23 protein-coding genes are annotated in these 20,872 nt (G+C 72.6%); 12 read left to right on the top strand and 11 right to left on the bottom strand.

Translation table 11 applies throughout. The annotated features are described in order from the left end of the window. Positions 1-6 precede the first annotated feature (6 nt). Positions 7-1,509, bottom strand: coding sequence for a PAS domain S-box protein (locus D6689_01465; protein ID RMH44812.1), 1,503 nt, complete (start codon positions 1,507-1,509; stop codon positions 7-9). A 134-nt stretch (positions 1,510-1,643) separates the two neighbouring features. Between D6689_01465 and rimO the strand changes: the two genes are divergently transcribed. From rimO to D6689_01450, 3 genes are all read left to right on the top strand, one after another. Next, positions 1,644-2,951 (top strand): 30S ribosomal protein S12 methylthiotransferase RimO, encoded by a 1,308-nt coding sequence (gene rimO / locus D6689_01460; GenBank protein RMH44811.1) that lies wholly within the window; start codon positions 1,644-1,646, stop codon positions 2,949-2,951. Positions 2,952-2,980: 29 nt separating this feature from the next. Next, the gene (locus D6689_01455) at positions 2,981-3,913 is read left to right on the top strand and encodes a pyridoxal-phosphate dependent enzyme (GenBank protein ID RMH44810.1); all 933 of its coding nucleotides are present in this window, start codon (positions 2,981-2,983) and stop codon (positions 3,911-3,913) included. A gap of 136 nt (positions 3,914-4,049) precedes the next feature. After that, positions 4,050-5,678: a sensor histidine kinase gene (locus tag D6689_01450; protein RMH44809.1), complete on the top strand. Its 1,629-nt coding sequence runs from the start codon at positions 4,050-4,052 to the stop codon at positions 5,676-5,678. 153 nt (positions 5,679-5,831) lie between these two features. On the opposite strand, the gene D6689_01445 is transcribed toward D6689_01450, so the two are convergent. Then, complete coding sequence (locus tag D6689_01445) at positions 5,832-6,137, bottom strand: peroxiredoxin (GenBank protein ID RMH44808.1); 306 nt, start codon at positions 6,135-6,137, stop codon at positions 5,832-5,834. A gap of 3 nt (positions 6,138-6,140) precedes the next feature. Further along, positions 6,141-6,278 carry a hypothetical protein gene (locus tag D6689_01440; GenBank protein ID RMH44807.1) on the bottom strand — a complete coding sequence of 46 codons (138 nt, stop codon included), beginning with the start codon at positions 6,276-6,278 and terminating at the stop codon, positions 6,141-6,143. A 20-nt stretch (positions 6,279-6,298) separates the two neighbouring features. Here D6689_01440 and D6689_01435 point away from each other — a divergent pair, with 20 nt between their 5' ends. Beyond that, positions 6,299-7,969 (top strand): hypothetical protein, encoded by a 1,671-nt coding sequence (locus tag D6689_01435; GenBank protein RMH44806.1) that lies wholly within the window; start codon positions 6,299-6,301, stop codon positions 7,967-7,969. A 134-nt stretch (positions 7,970-8,103) separates the two neighbouring features. On the opposite strand, the gene D6689_01430 is transcribed toward D6689_01435, so the two are convergent. The 6 genes from D6689_01430 to D6689_01405 are packed head-to-tail and all read right to left on the bottom strand — an operon-like array spanning position 8,104 to position 13,720. Continuing rightward, on the bottom strand, positions 8,104-8,802 hold the full coding sequence (locus D6689_01430; GenBank protein RMH44805.1) for a hypothetical protein: 699 nt from the start codon (positions 8,800-8,802) through the stop codon (positions 8,104-8,106). Beyond that, positions 8,799-9,749: an ABC transporter ATP-binding protein gene (locus tag D6689_01425; protein ID RMH44804.1), complete on the bottom strand. Its 951-nt coding sequence runs from the start codon at positions 9,747-9,749 to the stop codon at positions 8,799-8,801. The genes D6689_01430 and D6689_01425 overlap by 4 nt, the downstream gene beginning before the upstream one ends. Continuing rightward, a complete protein-coding gene (locus D6689_01420; protein ID RMH44803.1) occupies positions 9,746-10,654 on the bottom strand; it encodes a hypothetical protein in 909 nt (302 codons plus the stop codon). Before D6689_01420 ends, D6689_01425 begins: the two co-directional genes overlap by 4 nt. Next, positions 10,651-11,562 carry an ABC transporter ATP-binding protein gene (locus D6689_01415; protein ID RMH44802.1) on the bottom strand — a complete coding sequence of 304 codons (912 nt, stop codon included), beginning with the start codon at positions 11,560-11,562 and terminating at the stop codon, positions 10,651-10,653. The genes D6689_01420 and D6689_01415 overlap by 4 nt, the downstream gene beginning before the upstream one ends. Continuing rightward, on the bottom strand, positions 11,559-12,056 hold the full coding sequence (locus D6689_01410; GenBank protein ID RMH44801.1) for a septal ring lytic transglycosylase RlpA family protein: 498 nt from the start codon (positions 12,054-12,056) through the stop codon (positions 11,559-11,561). Before D6689_01410 ends, D6689_01415 begins: the two co-directional genes overlap by 4 nt. Continuing rightward, positions 12,044-13,720, bottom strand: a complete 1,677-nt coding sequence (locus tag D6689_01405) for a hypothetical protein (protein ID RMH44800.1) — start codon at positions 13,718-13,720, stop codon at positions 12,044-12,046. The genes D6689_01410 and D6689_01405 overlap by 13 nt, the downstream gene beginning before the upstream one ends. Positions 13,721-13,834: 114 nt before the next feature. Here D6689_01405 and D6689_01400 point away from each other — a divergent pair, with 114 nt between their 5' ends. From D6689_01400 to D6689_01380, 5 genes are read left to right on the top strand one after another with little or no spacing between them, the layout of a single operon-like run. Next, the gene (locus tag D6689_01400) at positions 13,835-14,080 is read left to right on the top strand and encodes a 30S ribosomal protein S16 (protein ID RMH44799.1); all 246 of its coding nucleotides are present in this window, start codon (positions 13,835-13,837) and stop codon (positions 14,078-14,080) included. 15 nt (positions 14,081-14,095) lie between these two features. Further along, positions 14,096-14,341 (top strand): KH domain-containing protein, encoded by a 246-nt coding sequence (locus D6689_01395; GenBank protein RMH44798.1) that lies wholly within the window; start codon positions 14,096-14,098, stop codon positions 14,339-14,341. Positions 14,342-14,356: 15 nt separating this feature from the next. Then, on the top strand, positions 14,357-14,866 hold the full coding sequence (gene rimM / locus D6689_01390) for a 16S rRNA processing protein RimM (GenBank protein ID RMH44797.1): 510 nt from the start codon (positions 14,357-14,359) through the stop codon (positions 14,864-14,866). After that, positions 14,863-16,089, top strand: coding sequence for a tRNA (guanosine(37)-N1)-methyltransferase TrmD (gene trmD, locus D6689_01385; GenBank protein RMH44796.1), 1,227 nt, complete (start codon positions 14,863-14,865; stop codon positions 16,087-16,089). Before rimM ends, trmD begins: the two co-directional genes overlap by 4 nt. A 31-nt stretch (positions 16,090-16,120) precedes the next feature. After that, positions 16,121-16,606: a 50S ribosomal protein L19 gene (locus tag D6689_01380; protein RMH44795.1), complete on the top strand. Its 486-nt coding sequence runs from the start codon at positions 16,121-16,123 to the stop codon at positions 16,604-16,606. 139 nt (positions 16,607-16,745) lie between these two features. Here the strand turns inward: D6689_01380 and D6689_01375 are convergent, their stop codons facing one another. Beyond that, on the bottom strand, positions 16,746-17,081 hold the full coding sequence (locus D6689_01375; protein RMH44794.1) for a TMEM165/GDT1 family protein: 336 nt from the start codon (positions 17,079-17,081) through the stop codon (positions 16,746-16,748). An 86-nt stretch (positions 17,082-17,167) separates the two neighbouring features. Here D6689_01375 and D6689_01370 point away from each other — a divergent pair, with 86 nt between their 5' ends. Then, the gene (locus D6689_01370) at positions 17,168-17,542 is read left to right on the top strand and encodes a YraN family protein (protein ID RMH44793.1); all 375 of its coding nucleotides are present in this window, start codon (positions 17,168-17,170) and stop codon (positions 17,540-17,542) included. Positions 17,543-17,584: 42 nt separating this feature from the next. Here the strand turns inward: D6689_01370 and D6689_01365 are convergent, their stop codons facing one another. Next, positions 17,585-18,106 (bottom strand): hypothetical protein, encoded by a 522-nt coding sequence (locus D6689_01365; protein RMH44792.1) that lies wholly within the window; start codon positions 18,104-18,106, stop codon positions 17,585-17,587. A 186-nt stretch (positions 18,107-18,292) separates the two neighbouring features. Between D6689_01365 and D6689_01360 the strand changes: the two genes are divergently transcribed. Next, positions 18,293-19,957 carry a hypothetical protein gene (locus D6689_01360; GenBank protein RMH44791.1) on the top strand — a complete coding sequence of 555 codons (1,665 nt, stop codon included), beginning with the start codon at positions 18,293-18,295 and terminating at the stop codon, positions 19,955-19,957. A 168-nt stretch (positions 19,958-20,125) separates the two neighbouring features. Next, positions 20,126-20,872: hypothetical protein (locus D6689_01355; GenBank protein ID RMH44790.1), on the top strand; the 747-nt coding region annotated here is incomplete at its 3' end.

Genomic DNA, 20,872 nt, shown 5'->3' with positions numbered 1-20,872 from the left:
GCGCCGTCAGCGGCCGGCACCCGACTTCGGTTCGCGCGCGGTCGGGAGACGAATGCGGACCGTCGTGCCGGTCCCCGGATGCGAGTCCAGCGCGATCGAACCGCCGGCCGCCTCGACGATCGTGCGGCAGATCGCGAGCCCGAGGCCCGTGCCCCGGCCGGCCGGCTTGGTCGTGAAAAACGGCTCGAACACCCGGTCGACGTCGGATTCGGCGACGCCAGGCCCGTTGTCGGAGATCGCGATCTCGACCGCGCCGGGCGGCGCTTCGGTGACACGCACCGCGATGTGACCGCTATCCGGATCGCGGCCGTCGAGCGCGTCGGCTGCGTTGAGGAGCACGTTGAGCACGACTTGCCCGAGGCGAGCGCGGTCGATCGGCACCGGCGGCACGGCGGCGACGGTGCGCTCGACGCGGGCGCACCGGCGCAGCGCGTGGCCCGCGAGCCGCAGCGCCGAGTCCACCACGGCGACCACATCGACGGGCGCCGGGGTGCGCCCGGCGGCGGGCGCGCGGGCAAACGACAGCAGGTCGCCGACGACGGCGCGGATGCGCTCGGCTCCGTCGATCACGTCTTCGACGTGCTGCTGCAAGTGCGACAGCGGGCTGGCGGCGAGTTCGCGGCGGATGCGCTCGAGGTTCAGCAGCACGAAGGTGAGCGGGTTGTTGATCTCGTGGGCGACGCCGGCGGCGAGCTGGCCGACGGCGGCAAGCTGGCTGGCGCGGATGATCTCCTCCTGGCGCCGGCGGCGATCGCTCACGTCGCGTCCGACGCCGAGCAGTGCCGGGCGTCCGTCCCACGCGACGCGCACCGACGAGATTTCCATCGTCATGCGGCCGCCGTCCTTGCGGATCCCGGTGTACTCGCTCGGCCCGAGTCGCTCGCCGGCGAGCGCTCGCGCCATGCGTTCGCGCATGCGCGGCAGCTCGTCGGACGGGACGATGGCGGCCACGGGTTTGCCGATCAATTCATCCGGCTCGTCGTAGCCGAGCGCCGCCGCCGCAGCCCGGTTTGCGTACACGAATCGGCCATCCGCGGCCACGGTGATGGAGTCGGGCGCCTCGTCGGCGAGCGAGCGGAACCGGTGCTCCGACTCTCGCAGCGCCGCGGCGATCGCCGCTCGGTCCGTCACGTCGCGGATGAACGCGATCGTCGCGGGCAAGCCGCGGTACTCGGTGCGCGCGAACGTCAGCTCGACCGGTATGCGGCGGCCGTCGCGGGCGACGAGCGCGGTGGTCAGCGGCGCGGGGGCCGCGCCGGTGTCCCGCGCGCGCCGCGCGATGAACGCGACGCGGTCGCGCTCGTCGGCGGCGACCGGCAGCATCGGCGGCATGTCGGCCACTTCGTCGACCCCGTAGCCGAGCAGGTCGGCGGCCGCGCGGTTGACGTAGAGGCGTTCGAGCCGATCGCCGCGGTCCACGGTGATCGAGATGCCGACGCCCGCCGCGTCGAGCAGGTCGACCAGCGGATCGCCGAGGGCGGGCAGCAGCGGCGATCGCGGCGGGGCCATGGCTTCATTGTAGACCGACCGCGCGCCGAGGCCGGCCGGCGGCCGATCGCGATGGCCTGGGCGGCGCGCCGATTTGCGTTGACAGCGCCTCGCCGGTTGTCCAGCATGGCGGGTTCGTGACCCGCAGTGTCTACATGGTGTCGCTCGGCTGCCCCAAGAACCGGGTCGACACCGAGGTCATGCTCGGCGCGGTGGACCGGGCCGGCTATCAGATCGTCGATGACCCCGAGCGAGCCGAGGTCATCGTCGTCAACACGTGCGGGTTCATCGGACCGGCCGCCGAGGAGAGCGTCGACACAATCCTCGAGCTGGCCGAGTACAAGCGGGCCGGCAGCTGCCGCAAGCTGGTGGTCACCGGCTGCCTGACCCAGCGGCACCCGGACGAACTCGCGGCCGAGTTGCCCGAGGTCGACCACATCCTCGGGTCGGGCGATTTCGCGCACATCGCCGACGTGCTGGACGGCCGCGACGCCCGCCGGCTGCAGGTCGCCGACACGCCCGAGTATCTGTACGACCACACCACGCCGCGGTTGCCGTCGGGCCCGGTCCATTCCGTGTACGTCAAGATCGCCGAGGGATGCGACCGCCCGTGCGCGTTCTGCATCATCCCGCAGCTTCGCGGCCCGCAGCGCAGCCGCGCGGTCGACTCGGTCGTCGCCGAGGTCGCCCGGCTCGCCGCCGCCGGCGCGCGGGAGATCAATCTCGTCGCGCAGGACCTCACCCGCTACGGGGTCGATCGGCCGGAACGGCCGACGCTTGCGCAGCTCGTGCGCGCGGTGGCGCGCGTCGACGGCGTGCGCTGGGTGCGGTTGCATTACACCTACCCGACGGCATTCACGGACGAGCTGATCGACGCGATCGCCGACGAGCCGAACGTCGCCAAGTACGTGGACGTGCCGCTGCAGCACATCGACGACGGCGTGCTCAAGAAGATGCGCCGCGGGCACGGCGGCAAAGCGGCCCGCGAGCTGGTCGACCGGCTGCGGGCGCGGATTCCCGGCGTCGTGTTGCGCACGACGTTCATCACCGGCCATCCGGGCGAGACCGACGCGGCATTCGACGCGCTGTGCGCGTTCGTGCGCGAGGTGGAGTTCGACCACGTCGGCGTGTTTCCGTTCTGCCGCGAGCAGGGCACGGTGTCGGCGCTGCTGCCCGGGCGGGTCCCGCGCCGCGTCGCCGAACAGCGACGGGACGCACTGCTCGCGATCCAACGCGACATCAGCGCCGCGAAACTGCGCGCCATGGTCGGGCGCGAGATCGACGTGCTGGTCGACGGGCTGTCCGACGAGACCGACCTGCTGCTGCAGGGACGCTGGCAGGGGCAGGCGCCGGAGGTGGATGGCTGCGTCTATCTCACCGACGGCACCGCACAGCCGGGCGACCTCGTACGCGCGCGCGTGACCGATTCGGCGGACTACGATCTGGCCGCGTCGATCCTGTGATCCGCGATCGTGCGGCCGTGTGATCGGCTATCGTGCCGCGCGGCCGTCGGCGCGCGGCGTGCTACCGTCGGTGCGTGCTTCGGCAGACGCCGGTCGTCGCCCGCGGGGCGCTGTACTTCAAGCTGGAAAACCTCCAGGTCACCGGCTCGTTCAAGGCGCGCGGCGCGTGGCGCAAGCTCCGGGCGATGCCGGCGGAGGTGCGCGCGCGCGGCGTCGTGGCCGCGTCGGCGGGCAACCACGGCCAGGGGCTCGCCTACGCGGCGCGCCACGTCGGCGCGGCCGTGACCGTGTACGTCCCGGAGACCACCCCGGCGGTCAAGCGCGACGCGATCGCGCGGCTCGGCGCGCGAGTCGTCGTCGAGGGCGCCGGCTACGACGCCGCGGAAGCCGCGGCGCGCGCCGCCGCACGCGCGACGGGGGCGGCCTTCGTCTCCCCGTTCGACGACGACGACGTCATCGAGGGCAACGGCGGCGGTCTCGCCGACGAACTCGTCGCCCAGATCCCCGATCTCGCGCGCGTGATCGCTCCCGTCGGCGGCGGCGGCTTGATCGCCGGCCTCGTCCGGCGGCTGCGCCCGCGCGGCATCGACGTCGCCGGCGCGCAGCCGCGCGCGAACTGCGCGATGTACGAGTCGCTGCGACAGGGGCGCGCGCTCACGCACTACCGGGGGGCGCCGACGATCGCCGAGGGGTGCGAGGGGGCGGTGTGCGAGCGCACGTTCGCGGCGGTGCGCGACGGGGTGGCGGAGATCGGGCTCGTGTCGGAGGAGGCCATCCGCGCCGCGGTCGCGTGGTGTTACCGCCGCCTCGGCCAGATCGTCGAGCCGACCGGCGCCGTCGCCGTCGCTGCCGTGCGCTCCGGCGCGGTCGCCGCGGCGCCGGCGGGGGCGACGGCGATCGTCGTCACCGGCGGAAACGTCGACCCGGACCTGTTCGAGGCCTGCATCGCCGCCAGCGTCTGATCGGGCGCACATCCGCGCACAGCCGACTTGGAATCCCCTCCGCACCAAGTTGGAAACGCAGGCGCCGGCGGCGGGCAGCGGCCACGCGGCCGTATCGAGGGGTTTGCCTGGCAGCGCGCTTGCATCGCGTGCGGCTGTGGTCGCAGCGCCGTCGCAACTCCGCCGTCTGTCGTTGCCGGTCGCTCTGCTCGCCGCGGCCGCGCTCGCGGCCGCGGCCGTCGCGGCCGCCGGCGCACACCACACGGCGGCGGTCGCCCGCCAGTTCGCCGCGCGCGACCGAGCGCGCCTCGCTCGCCAGGCGGCGGCGCGCATCGGTGCGACGCTCGCGGACGTCCGGCACCGGTTCGGCGACCCGACGGCCCGCGCGGCGGCGGAGGTCGATGCCACGACCGACCCGGCCGCGCTGCACGCGCGGCTGGCCGCGTGGCTCACCGACGACGATCGCGCCGCCGGCATTCACCTGCTGGTGCACGACGGGCGGGGGCGGGTGCTCGCGACCGACGACCTCGCCCCGGCCGCGGCGGCCGCGGCGCACGCCGGCCACCGGCACCGGGTCGCCGCGCACGGCGGCGGCTACGGCGTGTGCGACGCATGTCTCCGCCACGGCGGCGACCTCACGTTCGACACGCCGCTGGCGTCGGGCCTGCGGCTGTCGGTCAACATCGACGCCGCGGCCCTGGCCGCCGCCGCGCTCGCCGACTTGCGCGGCGAGGGCGACGCGGGCGACGACAGCGGCGCGTGGGTCGTCGGCCCGGATGGCGCCGTGTTGTACGCCGCCGGCGCGCGACCCGCTCCGCCGCGCGACGGCGCCGCGACCCGCGCCGTCGCCGCCGTGCCGGGGACGGGCGGCGCGTGGTCGGTCGTCGCCGCGGCGAGCGACGCGGCGCTCGCCGCCCCGGTGACGGCGGCCGCGCACCGGCTCGGCGCGATCGCCGCGGTCGCGATCCTGCTGGTCGCTGGCGCGGCTGCGTGGCTCCTGTGGTCCGAGCGGCGCCACGCGCGGCAGCGGGTCGAGATGGTGCGCGCGTTGGCCCATCAGGAACAACTCGCGACCGTGGGCGTGATGGCGTCGAGCATCGCGCACGAGATCAACAACGCGTTGATGGTCGTGTCGGCGAGCGCCGCGTTGTTGTTGCACCGCGCGCGCGACGACGAGCGAGAGGACGTCGCAGCGCTCGAGCGGTCGATCGAGCGCATCCGGCGCATCGCCGCGCGACTGTCCCGCGCGAGCCGGCGCGATCCGGGGCCGCCGGGCCCGGTGTCCGTCGCGGCCGCGGTCGACGATGCGATCGAGACGACGGCGCCCGCGCTGCGCGCCGGACCCTCGGTTCGCGTCGATCTCGCCGCCGGCGTCGACTGTGTCGCCGGCTATCCCGGCGAACTGGCACAAGTCCTCGTCAACTTGATCCTCAACGCGCGCGCCGCGATGGACGGCCGCACCGGCGCGATCGTCGTCCGCGCGGCCCCCGCAGGCGGCGGCGTCGAGATCGACGTCGACGACGACGGGCCGGGCATCGCGGCCGGCGCGATGGACCATCTGTTCGAGCCGTTTTTCACGACGAAGCCTCCCGGCGAGGGGACTGGGCTCGGCTTGTGGATCTCGCGGCAGTTGATCGAGCGCGCCGGCGGGACGCTACACGCCGCCAACCGCGACGGCGGCGGCGCGCGATTCACGATCTGGCTGCCGGCCTATCGCGCAGGCGCAGCCGAGCGCGCACCCGCCGGCGCCGCGGTAGGCGAACGACTCGCCGGACGTTGCGCCTAGCCACTGGCTGCGGCCGCGATCGGACGGCGATCGCCGGTGTACGCCCTCGCGCCTTCCGGTACCGCACGTTCATATGCGCCCTCGTGCGCTGCGAGCGTGCGCCGACCCTCGCCCGTGGCACTTCCGCCGGCGCGCCTGTGCGCCGTGGCGCTCCTATCCGATGTCGGCGAGCACCTGGGCCGGATGTGCGTTCACGTCGACCGACTCGTACACCCGTTCGATCGTCCCGTCGGGGCCGATGAGGTACGAGATGCGCTTCGCGTAGCCCGCGTCCGGCGCGTCGGCGGCGCCATAGGCCAGGCCGATGGTGCGGTCCGTGTCGCACAGCAGCAGAAACGGAAACGAAAACTTTTCGGCGAACGCGCGGTTTTCGTCGACCGTGTCGAACGACACGCCGTAGACGACCGTGTTCTTGCTGTCGAACTCGCGGATTCGGTCCCGGAATCCCTTGCCCTCGATCGTTCAACCGGGGGTGTCGGCTTTCGGGTAGAACCACAACAGGACGCGCTTGCCCGCGCAGTCGGACAGGCGCACGGTCGAGCCGTCGTGCGCGGTGACTTGGAAGTCGGGGGCCTTGTCGCCCGGTTTGAGCATCGGCATCGCCCCGGACTCTACCGTAGATCGCCGGCCGGTGCCGGCCCGGCGTGGGTGCCGGGCGCGATAATGACGCCGTGCCCGCGCCCGCCGCCCGCCGCCGTCGCGACCTCGGCCAGTGGTTCACGCCGCCCGCCGTCGTCGACCTCGCGCTCGCGCTCGCCGGTGCCGGCCCCGGCGCGCGGGTGCTCGACCCGGCCTGCGGCGACGGGGCGTTTCTCGCCGGCGCACGCCGCGCCGGCGCGTCGCAGGTCGTCGGCATCGAACTCGATCCGGCACACGCGGCGGTCGCGCGCGCGCGCGTGCCGGGCGCCCGCGTGATCGCCGGCGACCTGTTCGCGCGGCCGCCCGCGCCGTTCGACGTCGTCGCCGGCAACCCGCCGTACGTGCGCGCCGAGCGGCTCCCGGCGGCGGCGCGCGCGCGGGTGCGCGCACGGCTGGCCGCGGACTGGCCGGACGCTCCGGCGGCCGCGCTCGATCGAGTCGTCCGGCGCGGCGATCTCGCCGCCGCGTGCGTGATGCGCGCGCTGCGGTTCGCGCGCCCCGACGGCGGCCGCGTCGCGCTCGTCGTGTCGTCGGCGCTGGTCGACGCCGACTACGGCGACACGCTGTGGGCGTTCGTTCGCCGCCACGCGGCGGTGCGCGCGGTCGTCGACGCGCCGCGCGAGCGCTGGTTCGCCGACGCGGCGGTCAACGCGGTGATCGTCGTGCTCGAGCGCGGCGCGCGCGACTCGCGTTCGACCGCGCTCGCGCGGCTGCGCGTGCCGACCGCCCGCGCCGCGGTCCCGCTCGGCTCGCTCGCGACGGTGGCCGACGTGCGCGCCGGAGACGATCCGCGCGCGTGGCGGGCGCTGCTCACCGCGCCCGACGCATGGTTTGCGTTCACGGCGGCGGCCGGCGATCGGTTGATCGCGCTCGGCGAGGTCGCGGACGTGCGGCGCGGCGCGACGACCGGCGCCAACGACGTGTTCTACCTGCCGCGCGCGCGGGCGGCGGCGCTCGGCATCGAACCCGAGGCGCTCGTGCCGCTGCTCAAACGGCCGGCCGACCGGATCGACGTCGACCCGCGCGCGACGCCGCTCGTCGCCGTCGCGGTCGACCCGGCCCGCGCCGCGCGGCTGCCCGGCGCGCGCCGCTATCTCGCGTCGCGCCGGGAGGTGGCCACACGGCGGACGCTGCGCGCGCGCGATCCGTGGTGGGCGCTGCGGGTGCAGCGCGCGCGGCTGTTCTTCACCAAGGCGTACCACGACCGGTTCGTGCAGCACCGCTGCGCCGAGCCGATCGCCTGCGATCAGCGCGTCTACGCCGTGCGGCCGAAGCCGGGCGTGCCCGCGGCGCGGCTGGCGGCGGTGCTCAACTCGACGTGGACCGCGCTGGCGATCGAGTCGCTCGGGCGCGCGTCGATGGGCGAGGGCGCCCTCGAGTGGACGGTCGCGGGAGCCGCCGCGCTGCCGGTCGTCGACCCACGTCGCATCTCACCGGCGGCGGCGACGGCGCTCGAGCGGGTCGCGCGCCGGCCGATCGGTCCGATCGCCGACGAGGTGCGCCGCGCCGATCGGGCGGCCTTGGATGCGGCGGTGTTCGACCACCCGGATCGCGCCGCGTGGTGGACCCAACTCGCCGATGCGGTCGCGCGACGGGTCGGCCGCCCGCGCGCGCCGGCGCCGCGTCACGACCGCGCCGGCCGGCCGCGGTGACGGGGCGGATCCGGCGGCCGCGCCACGGGATCCGCCGGCGCGCAGGTGACCCTGCCGCGGCGTGCGCGGCGGCCGCGCCACGGGAGCCGCCTGCGCGCAGGCGACCTGCCGCGGCGTGCGGGACGGCCTCGCCGTCAGCGCCGGTCGCCGGGCTCGGCCCGCGCGGCGCGGAACGCCGCGATCGCCAGCCACGCGGCGGCGATCGCCACCGCCCGCACGGCGCTGGCGCCCGCCGTCGCGGCGGTGGTCGCGTGCGCGATCGTCCGCACGTGGTGCGTCACCGACAACTGTTGTATGGCAAACGGAATCTGACCGATGATCAGGTCGACCAGCGCCAGGTATGCGATGGCCACCGTGGTCGGGTGGCGAGGCGCGATCGAGCCGACGCCGGCGGCTGCGCCTGCCGCCGCGACCGCCCCGACGGCGACCGCGGCCACCGCGGCGGGCAGCTGCGCCGACGCGATCGCGCCGAGCGCGGCCCAGTGTGCCGCGACCGTGGCGATCGCCAGGCCGGCGGCGACGGACGGGGCGAACGCGAGCCACTTGCCGGCGACGACCGACCAGCGCGGGATCGGCCGCGACCACAGGTACGACACCATGTCGTCCTCGATTTCCTCCGCCAGCGCGGGGGCCAGCCACAGGGCGGGCACGACCGCCACGAGCAGGGTCAACGCCTCGAGCGTCGCGTCCCACGCGCGATCCCGCGAGCCGATCGCGGCGGCGAGCCCGGCCGGCGCCAGCAGGACCGCCGCCGTGATCCACGCCAGCCGCCCGCGGCGCGCGCGCGCCAGCGCCAGCTTCGCGACGGAGACGGTAGCCTGCAGTCCGGTCACGCCGTTGCCCCCCGGTCGTCGGTGAGGTACGCGAACACCGCCGCCAGATTGTTGTCGGGGGACGACAGCGCCGTCACCGCGATGTCGAGTTCGCAGATCGCGTCGGCGAGCAGGTCGTAGCAGGCGTCCGGCGCGCGCGTCTCGACGACCACCGCGCCGTCCTCGAGCGAGAGCCGCACGACGTGGTCGGCGCGCACGACGGCGGCGGCCAACTCGCGCGGCCGATCGCACGCGACCCGAATGCGATGCGGGTGGCGGTCGATCAATTCGCGAATGCGCATCACGTTGCCCTCGGCGAGTACGCGGCCGCGGTGGAGCACGAGCACCGTGTCGGTGATCGCCTGGACCTCGGGCAACACGTGGCTCGACACGACGACCGTCTTGCCCGCGGCGCCGAGGTCGCGGATGCGGGAGATCAGGTCGCGCCGCGCGAGCGGGTCCACGCCGGTGAGCGGCTCGTCGAGCAGCAGCAGGTCCGGATCGTGGACGAGCGCCTGGGCCAGCTTCGTGCGCTGGCGCATGCCCTTGGAGAAGCCGGCGATGCGCCGGTGCATCGCGTCGGCCATGCCGACGCTGGCGAGCGCGTCCTCGGCGCGGCGGCGGGCGGCGCGCCGGGGCACGCCGGCGAGTTCGGCGAGCGCGGCGACGAACTCGAGTGCAGTCAGCTCGTCCCACGCGCGGTCGTGCTCCGGCGCGTAGCCGATCCGCGCGCGGGCGTCGCGCGACGCCGCGGGCGGTTGTCCGAACACGGTGCAGCGTCCGCGCGAGGGTCGCATCAGGCCGGCGACGAGCTTGATGAACGTCGACTTGCCAGCGCCGTTGGGGCCGAGCAGGCCGACGACCCCGGCGCCGGTCGACCAGGACACGTCCGACAGGCCGAGCACCTGCCCGTACCACTTCGAGCAGTGGTCGAAGGCGATCGCTGCCGCGGAGTCGACGCCGGTCATCCTGTCGCCACTCCCCGCCGGTACGCGCGGCGCACGCGCCAGCTCAGCGCGCCGAGCGCCGCGCCGACGTATCCGATCAGCGCGAGTACCGCCGCCCACTCCGGCGGCAGGAGGTCGTCGCCGCGCACGATGCGGACGTCGAAGATCGCATACGCGAGCGCCATCACCGACTGCTTGAGACTCAACGCGCCGACTTCGGGGGCGCCGACGGCGTGGCCGATGCCGATCGCGACGTTACCGGCGACGAGATACAGCAGCGCCCACGCCGCCGCGGTATAGCGCCGCCGCGACCCGAGTGCGCCGATGCCGAGCGGCACCACCGCGAACGCCGCCGTGGCGATCGCCCCCGCCGCGATCGCGCGCGCCACGCCGGCCGCCGCGCGCGCGGTGTCGGTCGACAGCGCGAGCTGCACGAGGGCGACGACGACCGGGCCGCACAGGGCGATCGCTCCGATCATGATCGCGCCGCCGAGCAGCTTCCCGGCGATGTAGTCGCGCGCGCGAATCGGCCGCGCGAAGTAGAACTCGAATGCGCCCGCGCGCAGGTCGTCGGCCACGGCGCCCGCGAGCGCGGTCAAGCCGACGACGAACGCCAGCGTCGTCATCACGTCGACGGACAGCGGCAGCAGGTAGTCCGTCAGGCGCAGCGGCGTGCCGCTGCCCGCGAGCGCGTGTTCGACGATGCGGTTTTGCGTGAGAAACGAAAACACGTACGTGAGCGCGCCGAACACGACGACGGCGATCACCGCCGCGATCACCCACGCGCGCAGTCGCAGCCACCCGCGCCAGCTCACCGCCACGAGGTTCCGGGCGATGGCCCGGTAGCGCGTGTGCAGAGGCCGGCGTACGCCTTCGTAGGGGCGATAGCTCAGGTCGTGGACGGCGGCGTCGCGCGACGGCGTCACGGTGCGGCTCCGATCTCGCGCAAAAACGCGGTCTCCAGCGACACCGTGCGCGGCGCGATGTGTCGCACCTGTACGCCGGCGTCGCGCGCGTGGTGCAGCACGAGCCGCGCGTCGGCGCCCGCGGGGAGGGCCACTTCCAGGTGCAGCGGATCGCGCACGTCGACGCGGCAGCCCGCGGCCGCGAGGCGCTGCGCCAGCGCGGGCGCATCGCGCTTGACGCCCACGTCGTAGACGCCGTCGCCGCCGCCCGATCGCAAAGCGGCGATCGAGCCCGAGTAGCGGATGTGTCCGGACTGCAGGATGGCGACCGCGTCGCACACGCGGTCCACGTCGGCCAGAAGATGCGTCGACAGCACGACGGTGCAGCCGCGCCGCGCGGGCAGATCCTCGATCAGTGCGAGCATCTCGTCGCGCGCCCGCGGGTCGAGACCGTTGGTCGGCTCGTCGAGGAACAGCAGCTTCGGATCGTGCACGAGCGCCTGCGCGAGCTTCACCCGCTGCTTGAGCCCGGTCGAGTAACCGGCCACCGGCAGGTACCGCTTGTCCTCGAGCCCTGCGTAGTACAGCGCCTCGTGCGCGCGCTGCATCGCCTCGTGTCGCGGCAACCCGCCGAGTTCGCCCGCGTACGCGCACATCTCGACGGCGTTGAGGTCGGCCAGGTACGAGTCGCGCTCCGGCATGTAGCCGATGCGGTCGCGGATGCGCAGCGCGTCGGTGCGGCACGACAGGTCCCACACGCGCGCGTCGCCGGAGAACTCCGTGAGACCGAGCAGCACCTTCAGCAACGTGGACTTGCCGGCGCCGTTGGGACCGAGCAACCCGATGACGCGCCCTTCGATCGTTGCGGTGACGTCCGACAACGCCTCCACCGAGCCGTAGCGCACGGTCACGTGGGCCAACTCGATCATCGCCGCTTGCCCGCGCGGCGGCGGGCGCCGCGTCCGTCGCCGAGCTCGACGACGACGATCTCGACCCGCGCGACCCCCGACCGCAGCATCCCGAGGCGGCGCGCCGCCGCTTCCGACACGTCGATGATGCGATTGCGCCGCCCGTACGGGCCGCGGTCGTTGATCCGCACGATCACCGACCGGCCGTTGGCGAGGTTGGTGACTCGAACGCGCGTGCCGAACGGCAACGTGCGGTGGGCGGCGGTGAGCGCGCGGCGGTCGAACCGCTCGCCGGACGCGGTCCGGCGCCCGTGAAACTTTGCCCCGTACCACGCGGCCAGTCCGCGCGTCACCGCGCCGCGCCGCGCCGGCGGGTGGGCCTGGGCGCCGCCGCACGCCGGCGCCGCGGCCACCGCGAGCGCAACGGTTGCTGATACAATCAGTCGCCGCCCGTGGCATGCCCGTCGCCGGCCCCCGGTGCAGACTGCGCGCGCCGCGTTCGCTACTTGTCGCATCCCTCGCCGATCGCAGCCCCCGCCGCCTCGAGCGCCGCGCGGCGAAGTTGCCGTCCGGTCGGCCCGTCGCCGAGCCGCGCGCGGAACGCCTCGCCGTGGCCGGGCCCGGTGACGTCGCGCAAATACGCCTCGTAGTCGAACGTATCCGAGTGCAGCTCGTTGTGGCATGTCACGCAGGTGTCGACCGGCGGCGCCCGCACCAGCGACCGCGGCCGTTCCTTGCCGTCGGCGTCGACGTGCAGCGACGCGGGCCCGTGGCACACCTCGCACTGGACGTCGCGCAGCGACTCGCCCTCCGGCGGATTCGCCAGCGTCTTGAGCGTCGCGCCGCCCGGCCGGTCGAACCCGGTCACGTGGCAGTACACGCACTCGAGGTCGTACTGCTTGCCGAGCTGCTCGAGGGTCTCCCACGCCCTGGCGTGGACGGTGCCGCGCCAAAACGCCACCGCGTCGGCGTGGCAGAACGCGCACTCGCCGATGCCGGCGTAGCCCGCCTGGCCCGGCGGCACGGGCGGCGGTTCGGCCGGCGCGCGCGCCAGGTTGTCGCGGCCCACCGCCAGGTCATACGCACGCTTTTTCGCCACCACGTCGGCGTCGCACGCGAGCGCCTTGCGGATCGGGATCTGCTCGAGCACGAAGTAGCTGCCCTCGGCGGGCACCCGCAGCGGCTCCGCGGCCAGCGCGGCGCGGCGCGCGCGCAGCTCGGCGAGATCCGCCCGCTGGGCGGCGACGAATGTCGGGTCCGCCGCCGGGTCCGCGGCAAACTTGGCGACGTCCGCCTCGACCACTGCGATGCGCCGGTCGAGCTCGGCCAGTTCGGCGCGCGCGCGCGCCGGGCCGATCGCGTCGGCGAGCGGCCCGGGGCCGCGCCACGTGAGATCGATCCGGGAGACGACCTGGCCGCGGTTGGCCGGCTGCACCAGCCACGCGTCGCCCGCGCGCTCCGGCGCCGGCGACACGCGGTCGGGCTCCGGCGCATCGGCGCCGACGACGGCCAGGTGGATGCCGGGCACCGCCGCGGCGAGCGACCGCGCGTCGGCGCGACTCATGTGGAGCAGCGCGACGATCACCTGCGCGCCGTCGGCGGCCAGCGACCGCACCGCGTCGCGCGCCGCGGCGACCGGGTCTGAAGCGTCGACACCTGCCTTGGCCACCCGCGCCGGGTCGACCACCCCGAACACGCCGACGCGGACGCCGCCGGCGTCGATCACCTTCGGCGGCTCGGTGCGGACGCCGCGCGCGTTGGCCGCCTGGCGCGGCAGGCGCACCCCGTCCGGGCCGCTCGCGAGGTCGAACGGGCCCAACCCGATGGCGGCGGCGCCGAGCCGGTCGCGGTAGACCTCCGCGACGAGGTCGGCCTTGCGTTCGGCCTGTACGGCGCGGTCCGGGCGCACCCGCGCCTCGCCGTATAGCAGCGATCCCCCGTCCACGACCACGACCGGCCCGGCCCGCCGTGCGCCTGCAATCAGCGCCGCGGTGCGCGCGAGGTCCCCCATCGGGTCGCTCGTACAGCCGCACGGCTCGGTCTGGCCCTTGACCTCCGTGGTGACGAACACGGTCAGACGGCCGGCCGAGTCGCCGGATCCCGCGGTCTTGGGCCGCGCGGAGCAGGCGGCGAGGGCCGCGGCGCAGCAGGCGACGAGCGCACGTCTGACGATCACCACGACGGCCCGGATATAGCACGGCGCCGCGGCCGCGCGCTGCGTGTGCGGCCGCGCCCGGCGCGGAGATTTCGGGTGTTGACAGGGTCGTCGGTCGCGTGTAGGTTGCCGCGCTCTATGGCAGTCTCGATCCGATTGGCCCGCCAGGGCGCCAAGAAGAGGCCGTTTTACCGCATCGTCGCGGCCGACCGGCGCAAACCGCGCGACGGCCGGTTCATCGAGCAGATCGGGTATTACGATCCGCGCGCCAAGGTCGTTCACCTCGACCAGGAACGCTACGGCTACTGGTTGTCGACCGGCGCCCAGCCGACCGACACCGTTCGCAACCTCGCCCGCAAGCTGCAGGCCGCGGCTGCGGAGTAGGCCCGCGCGTCGCCGATGCCGGCCCCCGATCTGATCGAACTCATCCGCTACCTGGCCAAGGGGCTGGTCGACCGGCCGGAGGAAGTCCGCGTCGAGCTCGTCGAGGAGCGCAACGCGAACGTCTACGAGATCGAGGTCGCCGACGAAGACCTCGGCAAGGTCATCGGCCGCGGCGGCAAGACCGCGCGCGCCATCCGCCAGGTCGTCGGCGCCGCTGCGCCGCGGTCGCGCAAGCGCATTCTCGTCGAGATCCTCGAGTAGCGCGCCGGCGGGGTCATGGCCGACGACCGCCTCCTGCTCATCGGCTACGTCGCGCGCGCCCACGGAGTGCGGGGCGAGCTGCGCGTCCACCTGCACAACCCGGAAAGCGAAACGCTCTACGCCGTCGCGACCGTCTACCTCGACGGCGAACCCTATGCGGTCGCGAGCGCGCGGGCCGGGACGCGCGGGGCCGTGTTGCTCGCCGTCGACGGCGTCGCCGACCGCGACCGCGCCGAGGCGCTCAAGGGGGCGGCGGTCGCGGTCGATCGCGCCGACGTGCCGCTGGCGCCGGGGGAGGTCTTCGAGGTCGACCTCATCGGTTGCGCCGTCGAGCTGGTCGACGGCACGCCGTGGGGGCGCATCGAGGCGGTCATCCCCGGCGCGCAGGATCGGCTCGTCATACGGGACGGCGACGTCGAGCGCGAACTGCCGCTCGTCCGCGGCGCCCTCGTCGTCGACATCGACCTCGACCGGCGCCGGGTCGTCGTGGATCCGCCGGAGGGGTTGCCCGAGGTGCGCCGGTGAAGTTCACGGTCGTCACCCTGTTTCCCGACATGTTCGCGTCGTTTCTCGACGCATCGCTGCTCGGCAAGGCGCGCGCCGCCGGCCTCGTCGAGGTCGAGTTCGTCGACCCGCGCGCATTCGCCACCGACAAGCACCGCACCGTCGACGACGCGCCGTATGGCGGCGGCCCCGGGATGGTGATGATGGCGCCGCCGGTGCTCGCTGCCATCGAGTCGGCCCCCGGCGCACACCGCATCTTGCTGTCGCCGGCAGGCGCACCGCTGTCGCAACGCCGCGTGCGCGAACTCGCGGCGCTCGACCACATCTTGCTGGTGTGCGGCCGCTACGAGGGCATCGACGCCCGCATCGCGCCGGCGATCGACGAGGAACTGTCGATCGGGGCCTTCGTGCTGTCCGGCGGTGAGCCCGCGGCGATGGCCGTCATCGACGCGGTGTCGCGCTACGTGCCCGGCGTGCTCGGCGAGGCGTCGTCCGTCGACGAGGAGTCGTTCTCCGAGCCGCTGCTCGAGTACCCGCACTACACGCGGCCGGCAAAGGTGCGCGGTGTGCGCGTGCCCGAGGTGTTGCAATCCGGCAACCACGCGGCCATCGCGGCATGGCGGCGGGCGCGCGCGGTGGAACGCACGCTGGCGCGGCGGCCCGACTTGTTGCTGCGCGGGCTCGCGGCGCGGGCCGGGGCGACGTACGTGTGCCTCGTCCACCACCCGGTGCTGGATGCCGGCGGCCGCACGATCACGACGTCCATCACGAACCTCGACATTCACGACATCGCGCGATCGGCGACGACGTACGGCCTCGCCGGCTACTACGTGATCACGCCGATCGCCGCGCAGCGGGACATGGTCGCGCGCGTCATCGCGAACTGGCAGGACGGAGCAGCTCGCGAGGCCAAGCGCGGCGTGGCGCTCGCGGCGGTGCGGGCGGTCGCGAGCCTGGACGACGCGCTGGCCGACATCGCGCGCCGCCACGGCAAGCGGCGCCCGTGGGTGGTGGCGACGTCGGCCCGGGAGCGGCCCGATGCGGTGCCCGTGCCGGTCCCGGCGGATCCCGACGCGCCGCTCGCGCTCGTGTTCGGGACGGGCCACGGCCTCGCCGACTCCGTGTTTTCGTTGTCAGATCAAGTGCTTACGCCGATCGTCGGCCCCTCGGAATTCCGCCACCTGTCCGTGCGGACCGCAGTCGGCGTCTACCTCGATCGTTTCTTTGGAAAAAGGGCTCCCTGACGGCCCGAAAATGCTGTAGAAGTACCGCCCTATGTCCGCTCCGCACCCCGTCATCCAGGATATCGAGAAGGAATACCGGCGCGACAAGAAGCTGCCGGACTTCCGCCCCGGCGACACCATCAAGGTGTGGGTCAAGATCCGGGAAGGCGACAAGACGCGCCTGCAGGCGTTCGAGGGCGTGTGCATCAAGCGCACCCGCGGGGGGGCGCGCGCATCGTTTACCGTCCGCAAGATCAGCTACGGCGTCGGCGTCGAGCGCATCTTCCCGTTCTATTCGCCGAACGTCGAGAAGGTCGAGGTGCGCGCCCGCGGTCGCGTGCGGCGGTCCAAGCTCTACTACCTGCGCGAGCTGCGCGGCAAGGCGGCGCGGATTCGCGAGCGGGTGTACGACCGCGCCAAGGCCAAGGCCCAGGCGGAGGCCGAAGCGCGGGCGGAAGCCGCTGCCGAGCAGGCCGCCGCCGAGGCGCAGGCCGTTGCCGAGGCGCAGGCCGCCGGCGACGCGGCGGACTCGGAGTAGCGCCGACCGGCGACGGCGCGGTCTGGTTGCACATGCAACTGTAGAGCGCCGCGCACATGAGCGATCGGCTCGCCGCGGTCGTCGCGCGGCGCCCGCCGTCGGAATTGGGCCGTCTCCGCGCGGCGGTCGCGGCTGGCGGTCATTCGCCGCGCGCGGCCGCCTGGCGGTCGGCTGCCTGCGCCCGCTCGTCGGGGTGTTCGGCCGGCGGCGCGGTCCACAAGAACACGAGTCCCATGGCGACGAACAGGACGCCGGCTCCGCGGCGCAGCCAGATCGCGGGCACGTAGCGGCCGACCGCCGCGCCCGCGATCACGGCGATCGCGGTCGTGGCGACGAGCGCCAGCGACGCGGCGGCGAACACGGTCCACCGCGACGATGTGCCGCCCGCGAGCGCGAACGCGGCCAACTGGGTCTTGTCGCCGATCTCGGCGACGAAGATGGCGGCGAAGGTGGACGCGAACAGCTTCCATGCCATGGCTGAGCTCCTCGTGTGTAGCCGCCCAGTCGTGTCGCGCGGCGGCTCGACGGCATCATGTCACACGCCCGCGGTATGCGGGGAGCATGGTGCGGGATCGTCGGCTGGACGCTGGACGGGCCGCGGAGCGGGTCGCGGTCCGCTATCTGCGGCGCAAGGGGCTGCGCATCGTCGCGCGCAACGTGCGCCTCCCCTCCGGAGAGATCGACATCGTCGCGCGCGATGGGGACACGCTGGTGTTCGTGGAGGTCCGCTGCCGCGCGTCCGGCCGCTGGGGAACCGCTCTCGATGCGATCGGCCCGGCCAAGCAGCACCAGGTCGCACGGGTCGCCGAGGCATATCTCACGCGGCATCCGGCGTCCGCGTGTCGGTTCGACGTCGTCGGCGTCACCGGCGACGTCGTCGTCCACATCGAAGACGCATTTCGCCCCGACGACCGCGCGTTCGCGCGCACATGGTGACGTCGCGGCCACCGCGTGCGAGGACGGCGGCCCGCGACATCGCTACTGGCCGCCGCCGCACTCCGGCAGGTTGTCGCGCCCCGGCAGGTTGCAGCAGCGGTTCGCCTCGTCGCTCGGGTCGCACGCCTTCGGCAGCGGAATGCCGCCGTCCGGGATGATCAGGTAGTCCTTGCAGATGCACATTTTGCGGCAGCAAAACGGCCCGACGACGACGGGGACCGCGCAGGTGAACCCGTTGACGCACGGCGACTCGGGCACCTTCTCGCAATCGCCGTCCGAGTCGCACTCGGCGGTGCACAGGTCGGCGTACTCCGACCCTTCCGGTAGTTGCCCTTGCAGCGGCTGGTGCAAACACGTGCGCGACGGACATTCGAGCGCCGGCGACGCGATGACCGCTTGTCGCGGGTTGCCGGCGTCGATGCCTAGGAAGCAGATTCGTCCGACCGGCTCGCCGCTGCACGCCGCGAGCGCGGCAAGCGCCGCGAGCGCGAGCCACCGCGTCGCGCGGTGCGCGCCGCTACGAGCCGGCGTGGCGCCACGGTCACGGACGAAAACCCTTGTCACAGCCAGTCTCGAGCGTCGCATGCGCACAACTCCTCGTAACCCGGGCGCCATCATATGATGGCGCCCTCGGATGTCAAGGGCGGCGGCGGGCAGATGCCGACGCCGTTGGTCATTGTCAGCCGGCGCGCGAAGTGACGGCGCGGGATCGTGGCGCGCGCTTGACAGTGACTGCGCCGCGAGACGAAGATGCCCCTCGCCGCGTGTTCGAAGTCGCCGCGCCCGCGAGTCGAGGAGTTGCCGATGCTACGAACGAACCTGCTCACCGCCCTGTTGATCGCCCTGTCCGCCGTCGCGGCGCCGCGGCTGGCGGCCGCCCAAGATGGGCAAGACGGCGACGAGATGACCTTCGAGGCCGACGACGGCCAGCGGCTGCCCCCGTCCAAGACGCTGCAGCGCGCGATCAAGCTGTACGAGAAGGGCGACTACTACTCGGCGTCGATCGAGTTCTACAAAGTCGTCAACGGCGAGACGGAAGACGACGCGGCGAACAAACAGCGCGCGGAGTTCTTCGTCGGTAAGACCCTGTACCAGATGGGATATTACGCGGCGGCGCTCGCGTACTTCGACCGGATCGTCCAGGCGGGCGCGGCCCACCGCTACCACGGTGCCACGCTCAAGTGGCTGGCGGCGCTGTCCCGCGTGCTGCCGGAGACGTCCGGCATCCTCGAGCGAATCGGCAGCTACGACGTGAGCGCCCTCGACGAGCCGATCATGGAGTCGGTGCGGGACGAGCTGTACTACTTGCTCGGCCGCCACTTCTATCGTCAGGGCGACTTCGACCAGGCGATCTCGCTGTTCACCCAGGTCAGTCGCGAGAGCCCGTTCTTCATCAAGGCCAAGTTCTTCGAGGGGGTCACCTACGTCCGCAAGTACCAGGGCAAGCCCGCGCTCGACGCATTCAAGGAGATCCTCGCGATCGCGCAGGAGCGCCCCAAGCAGTACTCGGCCGACGACATCGAGAAATTCGAGGAACTGGCCAACCTGCAGATGGCGCGCATCTTCTACTCGACGCAGCAGTACGACCTGTCGATCAAGTACTACGAGAAGCTGGACCAGCGGTCACCCGACTGGCTCAAGTCGCTGTTCGAGGCCAGCTGGGCCTACTTCATGAAACAGATCAACTCCAAGGCGCTCGGAAACATTCACACGCTCAACGCGCCGTACTTCGAAAACGAGTTCTTTCCCGAGTCGATCCTTCTGAAGGCGGTCATCTACTACAAGTACTGTTTGTACGACCGGGCGCTCGAGGCGGTGGCCGAGTACAACACGCAGTACGGGCCGCTGCGCAAGAACCTCAAGGACATCTTGTCTAAGTACGAGGACAACGCCGAGTTCTACGGCTACGCGAAGAAGATCCTGGCCGGCAAGGCCGGGCTCGATCCGGCCACCCAGCGGCTGGTGTCGTCGGTGCTCGGCGACCGCACGCTCAAGAAGACCTACGCGTGGGTCGACGAATTGGACAAGGAACTCAAGGACTTCGAGAAGGCCGACAAGGCGTGGCGCACGACGGCGATCGCCGCCGAGGTGCTGCAGGAACTCACGGTGCAGAAGTCACTTGCCGAGGCGGACGCCGGACGCCTATCGCGCGAGCGTATCGAGCGGCTCAACAAGGAACTCACCGAGCTGTCGCGCGATGGCCGCAAGATCCGCATCGAGGTGCTCAACGCCCGCGCTGGCCAGATCTCGGCGGAGGCGCGCGGTACCCGGATCTCCGGCGATGCGAAGCCCGAGCCGATTCTCGTTGACGACGAGCACTTCATGTGGAAATTTAACGGCGAGTACTGGAAGGACGAGCTGGGCTTCTACCGGTTCCGCATCCAGTCCAAGTGCCCGAAGAAGGGCGCCAAATAGCTAGCTCGATTCGTCGGCGACCTCGCCTTGCCCACTCGAGGTTATGACGACGAAAGCCAGCACATTCGGGGACGCGCGCAGCGGCGACCGGTCGCGCGCGCGTCCGTGCGTTTCGGGGAGCCCGTGAGCGGGCGAGCTTCGCCCACCAGCCGAAGGAAAGGTTGAAGTATGCGTGCGAACGTTGGGATCGCGATCGGAGTTGCCGTCAGCTTGGCCCTGCCGCTAGCGGCGAACGCTCAGGTCGGCCGCTACAAACGCAAGTCGGTCCGCGTCAAGGTGAAGGCTACCGAGCGGACCGCCAAGCTCCAGCCTCGCGAAAAGAGCGACAAGGAGAAGAAGAAGGAGCAGGTTCCGGAGATCACGGCCGATCAGTTCATGCAGATCGAGACCAAGGTCCAGTCGATCCGCGACGAACAGATCAAGGAATACATCGCGCTGATCCAGGAGACGGACGCTGACGATCCCGAGCGCCCCGACCTGCTGTTCCGCCTCGCGGAGCTGTATGCGCAAAAGCAGCGCTACCTCCGGTTCCAGGCAATGGAGCTGTACTCGAAAATCGACCGCGCGAAGTCGGCGGCGAAGAAGGCCGCGCTCAAACGGAAGCAGAAGCAGTACTTCGACGCCGAGAAGAAGTGGCTGCTGCGGTCGATCAAGGTCTACAAGGCGATCGCCGACAACCCGAAGTTCAAGGATTACCCCCGCATGGACGAGGCGTTGTTCTACTACGCCTTCACCCTGCAGTCGGCCAAGTACCACGAGCAGGCGCGCAAGGTGTTCTACCGCCTGATCAAAGACTACCCCGACTCGAAGTACATTCCCGATGCGTACCTGTCGTTCGCCGACTACTTCTTCAATCAAAATCAGCTCGCGAACGCGGAGAAGTTCTACGACAAGGTGCTCCAGTTCCCGAAATCC

The organism is Deltaproteobacteria bacterium, assembly GCA_003696105.1.
GTDB lineage: Bacteria > Myxococcota_A > Polyangia > Haliangiales > J016 > J016.
Note: the sequence above shows the minus strand (reverse complement) of the source record. Positions and strands in the feature narration are given on the sequence as shown.

What these genes read in the sequence shown, in the direction of transcription:
- D6689_01380 (RMH44795.1), top strand. Translation starts at nt 16,121, where the DNA reads ATGTCCGCTCCGCACCCCGTCATCCAGGATATCGAGAAGGAATACCGG.
- rimM (RMH44797.1), top strand. Translation starts at nt 14,357, where the DNA reads ATGGCCGACGACCGCCTCCTGCTCATCGGCTACGTCGCGCGCGCCCAC.
- D6689_01360 (RMH44791.1), top strand. Translation starts at nt 18,293, where the DNA reads ATGCCCCTCGCCGCGTGTTCGAAGTCGCCGCGCCCGCGAGTCGAGGAG.
- D6689_01410 (RMH44801.1), bottom strand. Translation starts at nt 12,056, where the DNA reads ATGCGACAAGTAGCGAACGCGGCGCGCGCAGTCTGCACCGGGGGCCGG.
- D6689_01395 (RMH44798.1), top strand. Translation starts at nt 14,096, where the DNA reads ATGCCGGCCCCCGATCTGATCGAACTCATCCGCTACCTGGCCAAGGGG.
- D6689_01370 (RMH44793.1), top strand. Translation starts at nt 17,168, where the DNA reads ATGGTGCGGGATCGTCGGCTGGACGCTGGACGGGCCGCGGAGCGGGTC.
- D6689_01415 (RMH44802.1), bottom strand. Translation starts at nt 11,562, where the DNA reads ATGATCGAGTTGGCCCACGTGACCGTGCGCTACGGCTCGGTGGAGGCG.
- D6689_01400 (RMH44799.1), top strand. Translation starts at nt 13,835, where the DNA reads ATGGCAGTCTCGATCCGATTGGCCCGCCAGGGCGCCAAGAAGAGGCCG.
- D6689_01425 (RMH44804.1), bottom strand. Translation starts at nt 9,749, where the DNA reads ATGACCGGCGTCGACTCCGCGGCAGCGATCGCCTTCGACCACTGCTCG.
- D6689_01465 (RMH44812.1), bottom strand. Translation starts at nt 1,509, where the DNA reads ATGGCCCCGCCGCGATCGCCGCTGCTGCCCGCCCTCGGCGATCCGCTG.
- rimO (RMH44811.1), top strand. Translation starts at nt 1,644, where the DNA reads ATGGTGTCGCTCGGCTGCCCCAAGAACCGGGTCGACACCGAGGTCATG.
- D6689_01440 (RMH44807.1), bottom strand. Translation starts at nt 6,278, where the DNA reads ATGCCGATGCTCAAACCGGGCGACAAGGCCCCCGACTTCCAAGTCACC.
- D6689_01375 (RMH44794.1), bottom strand. Translation starts at nt 17,081, where the DNA reads ATGGCATGGAAGCTGTTCGCGTCCACCTTCGCCGCCATCTTCGTCGCC.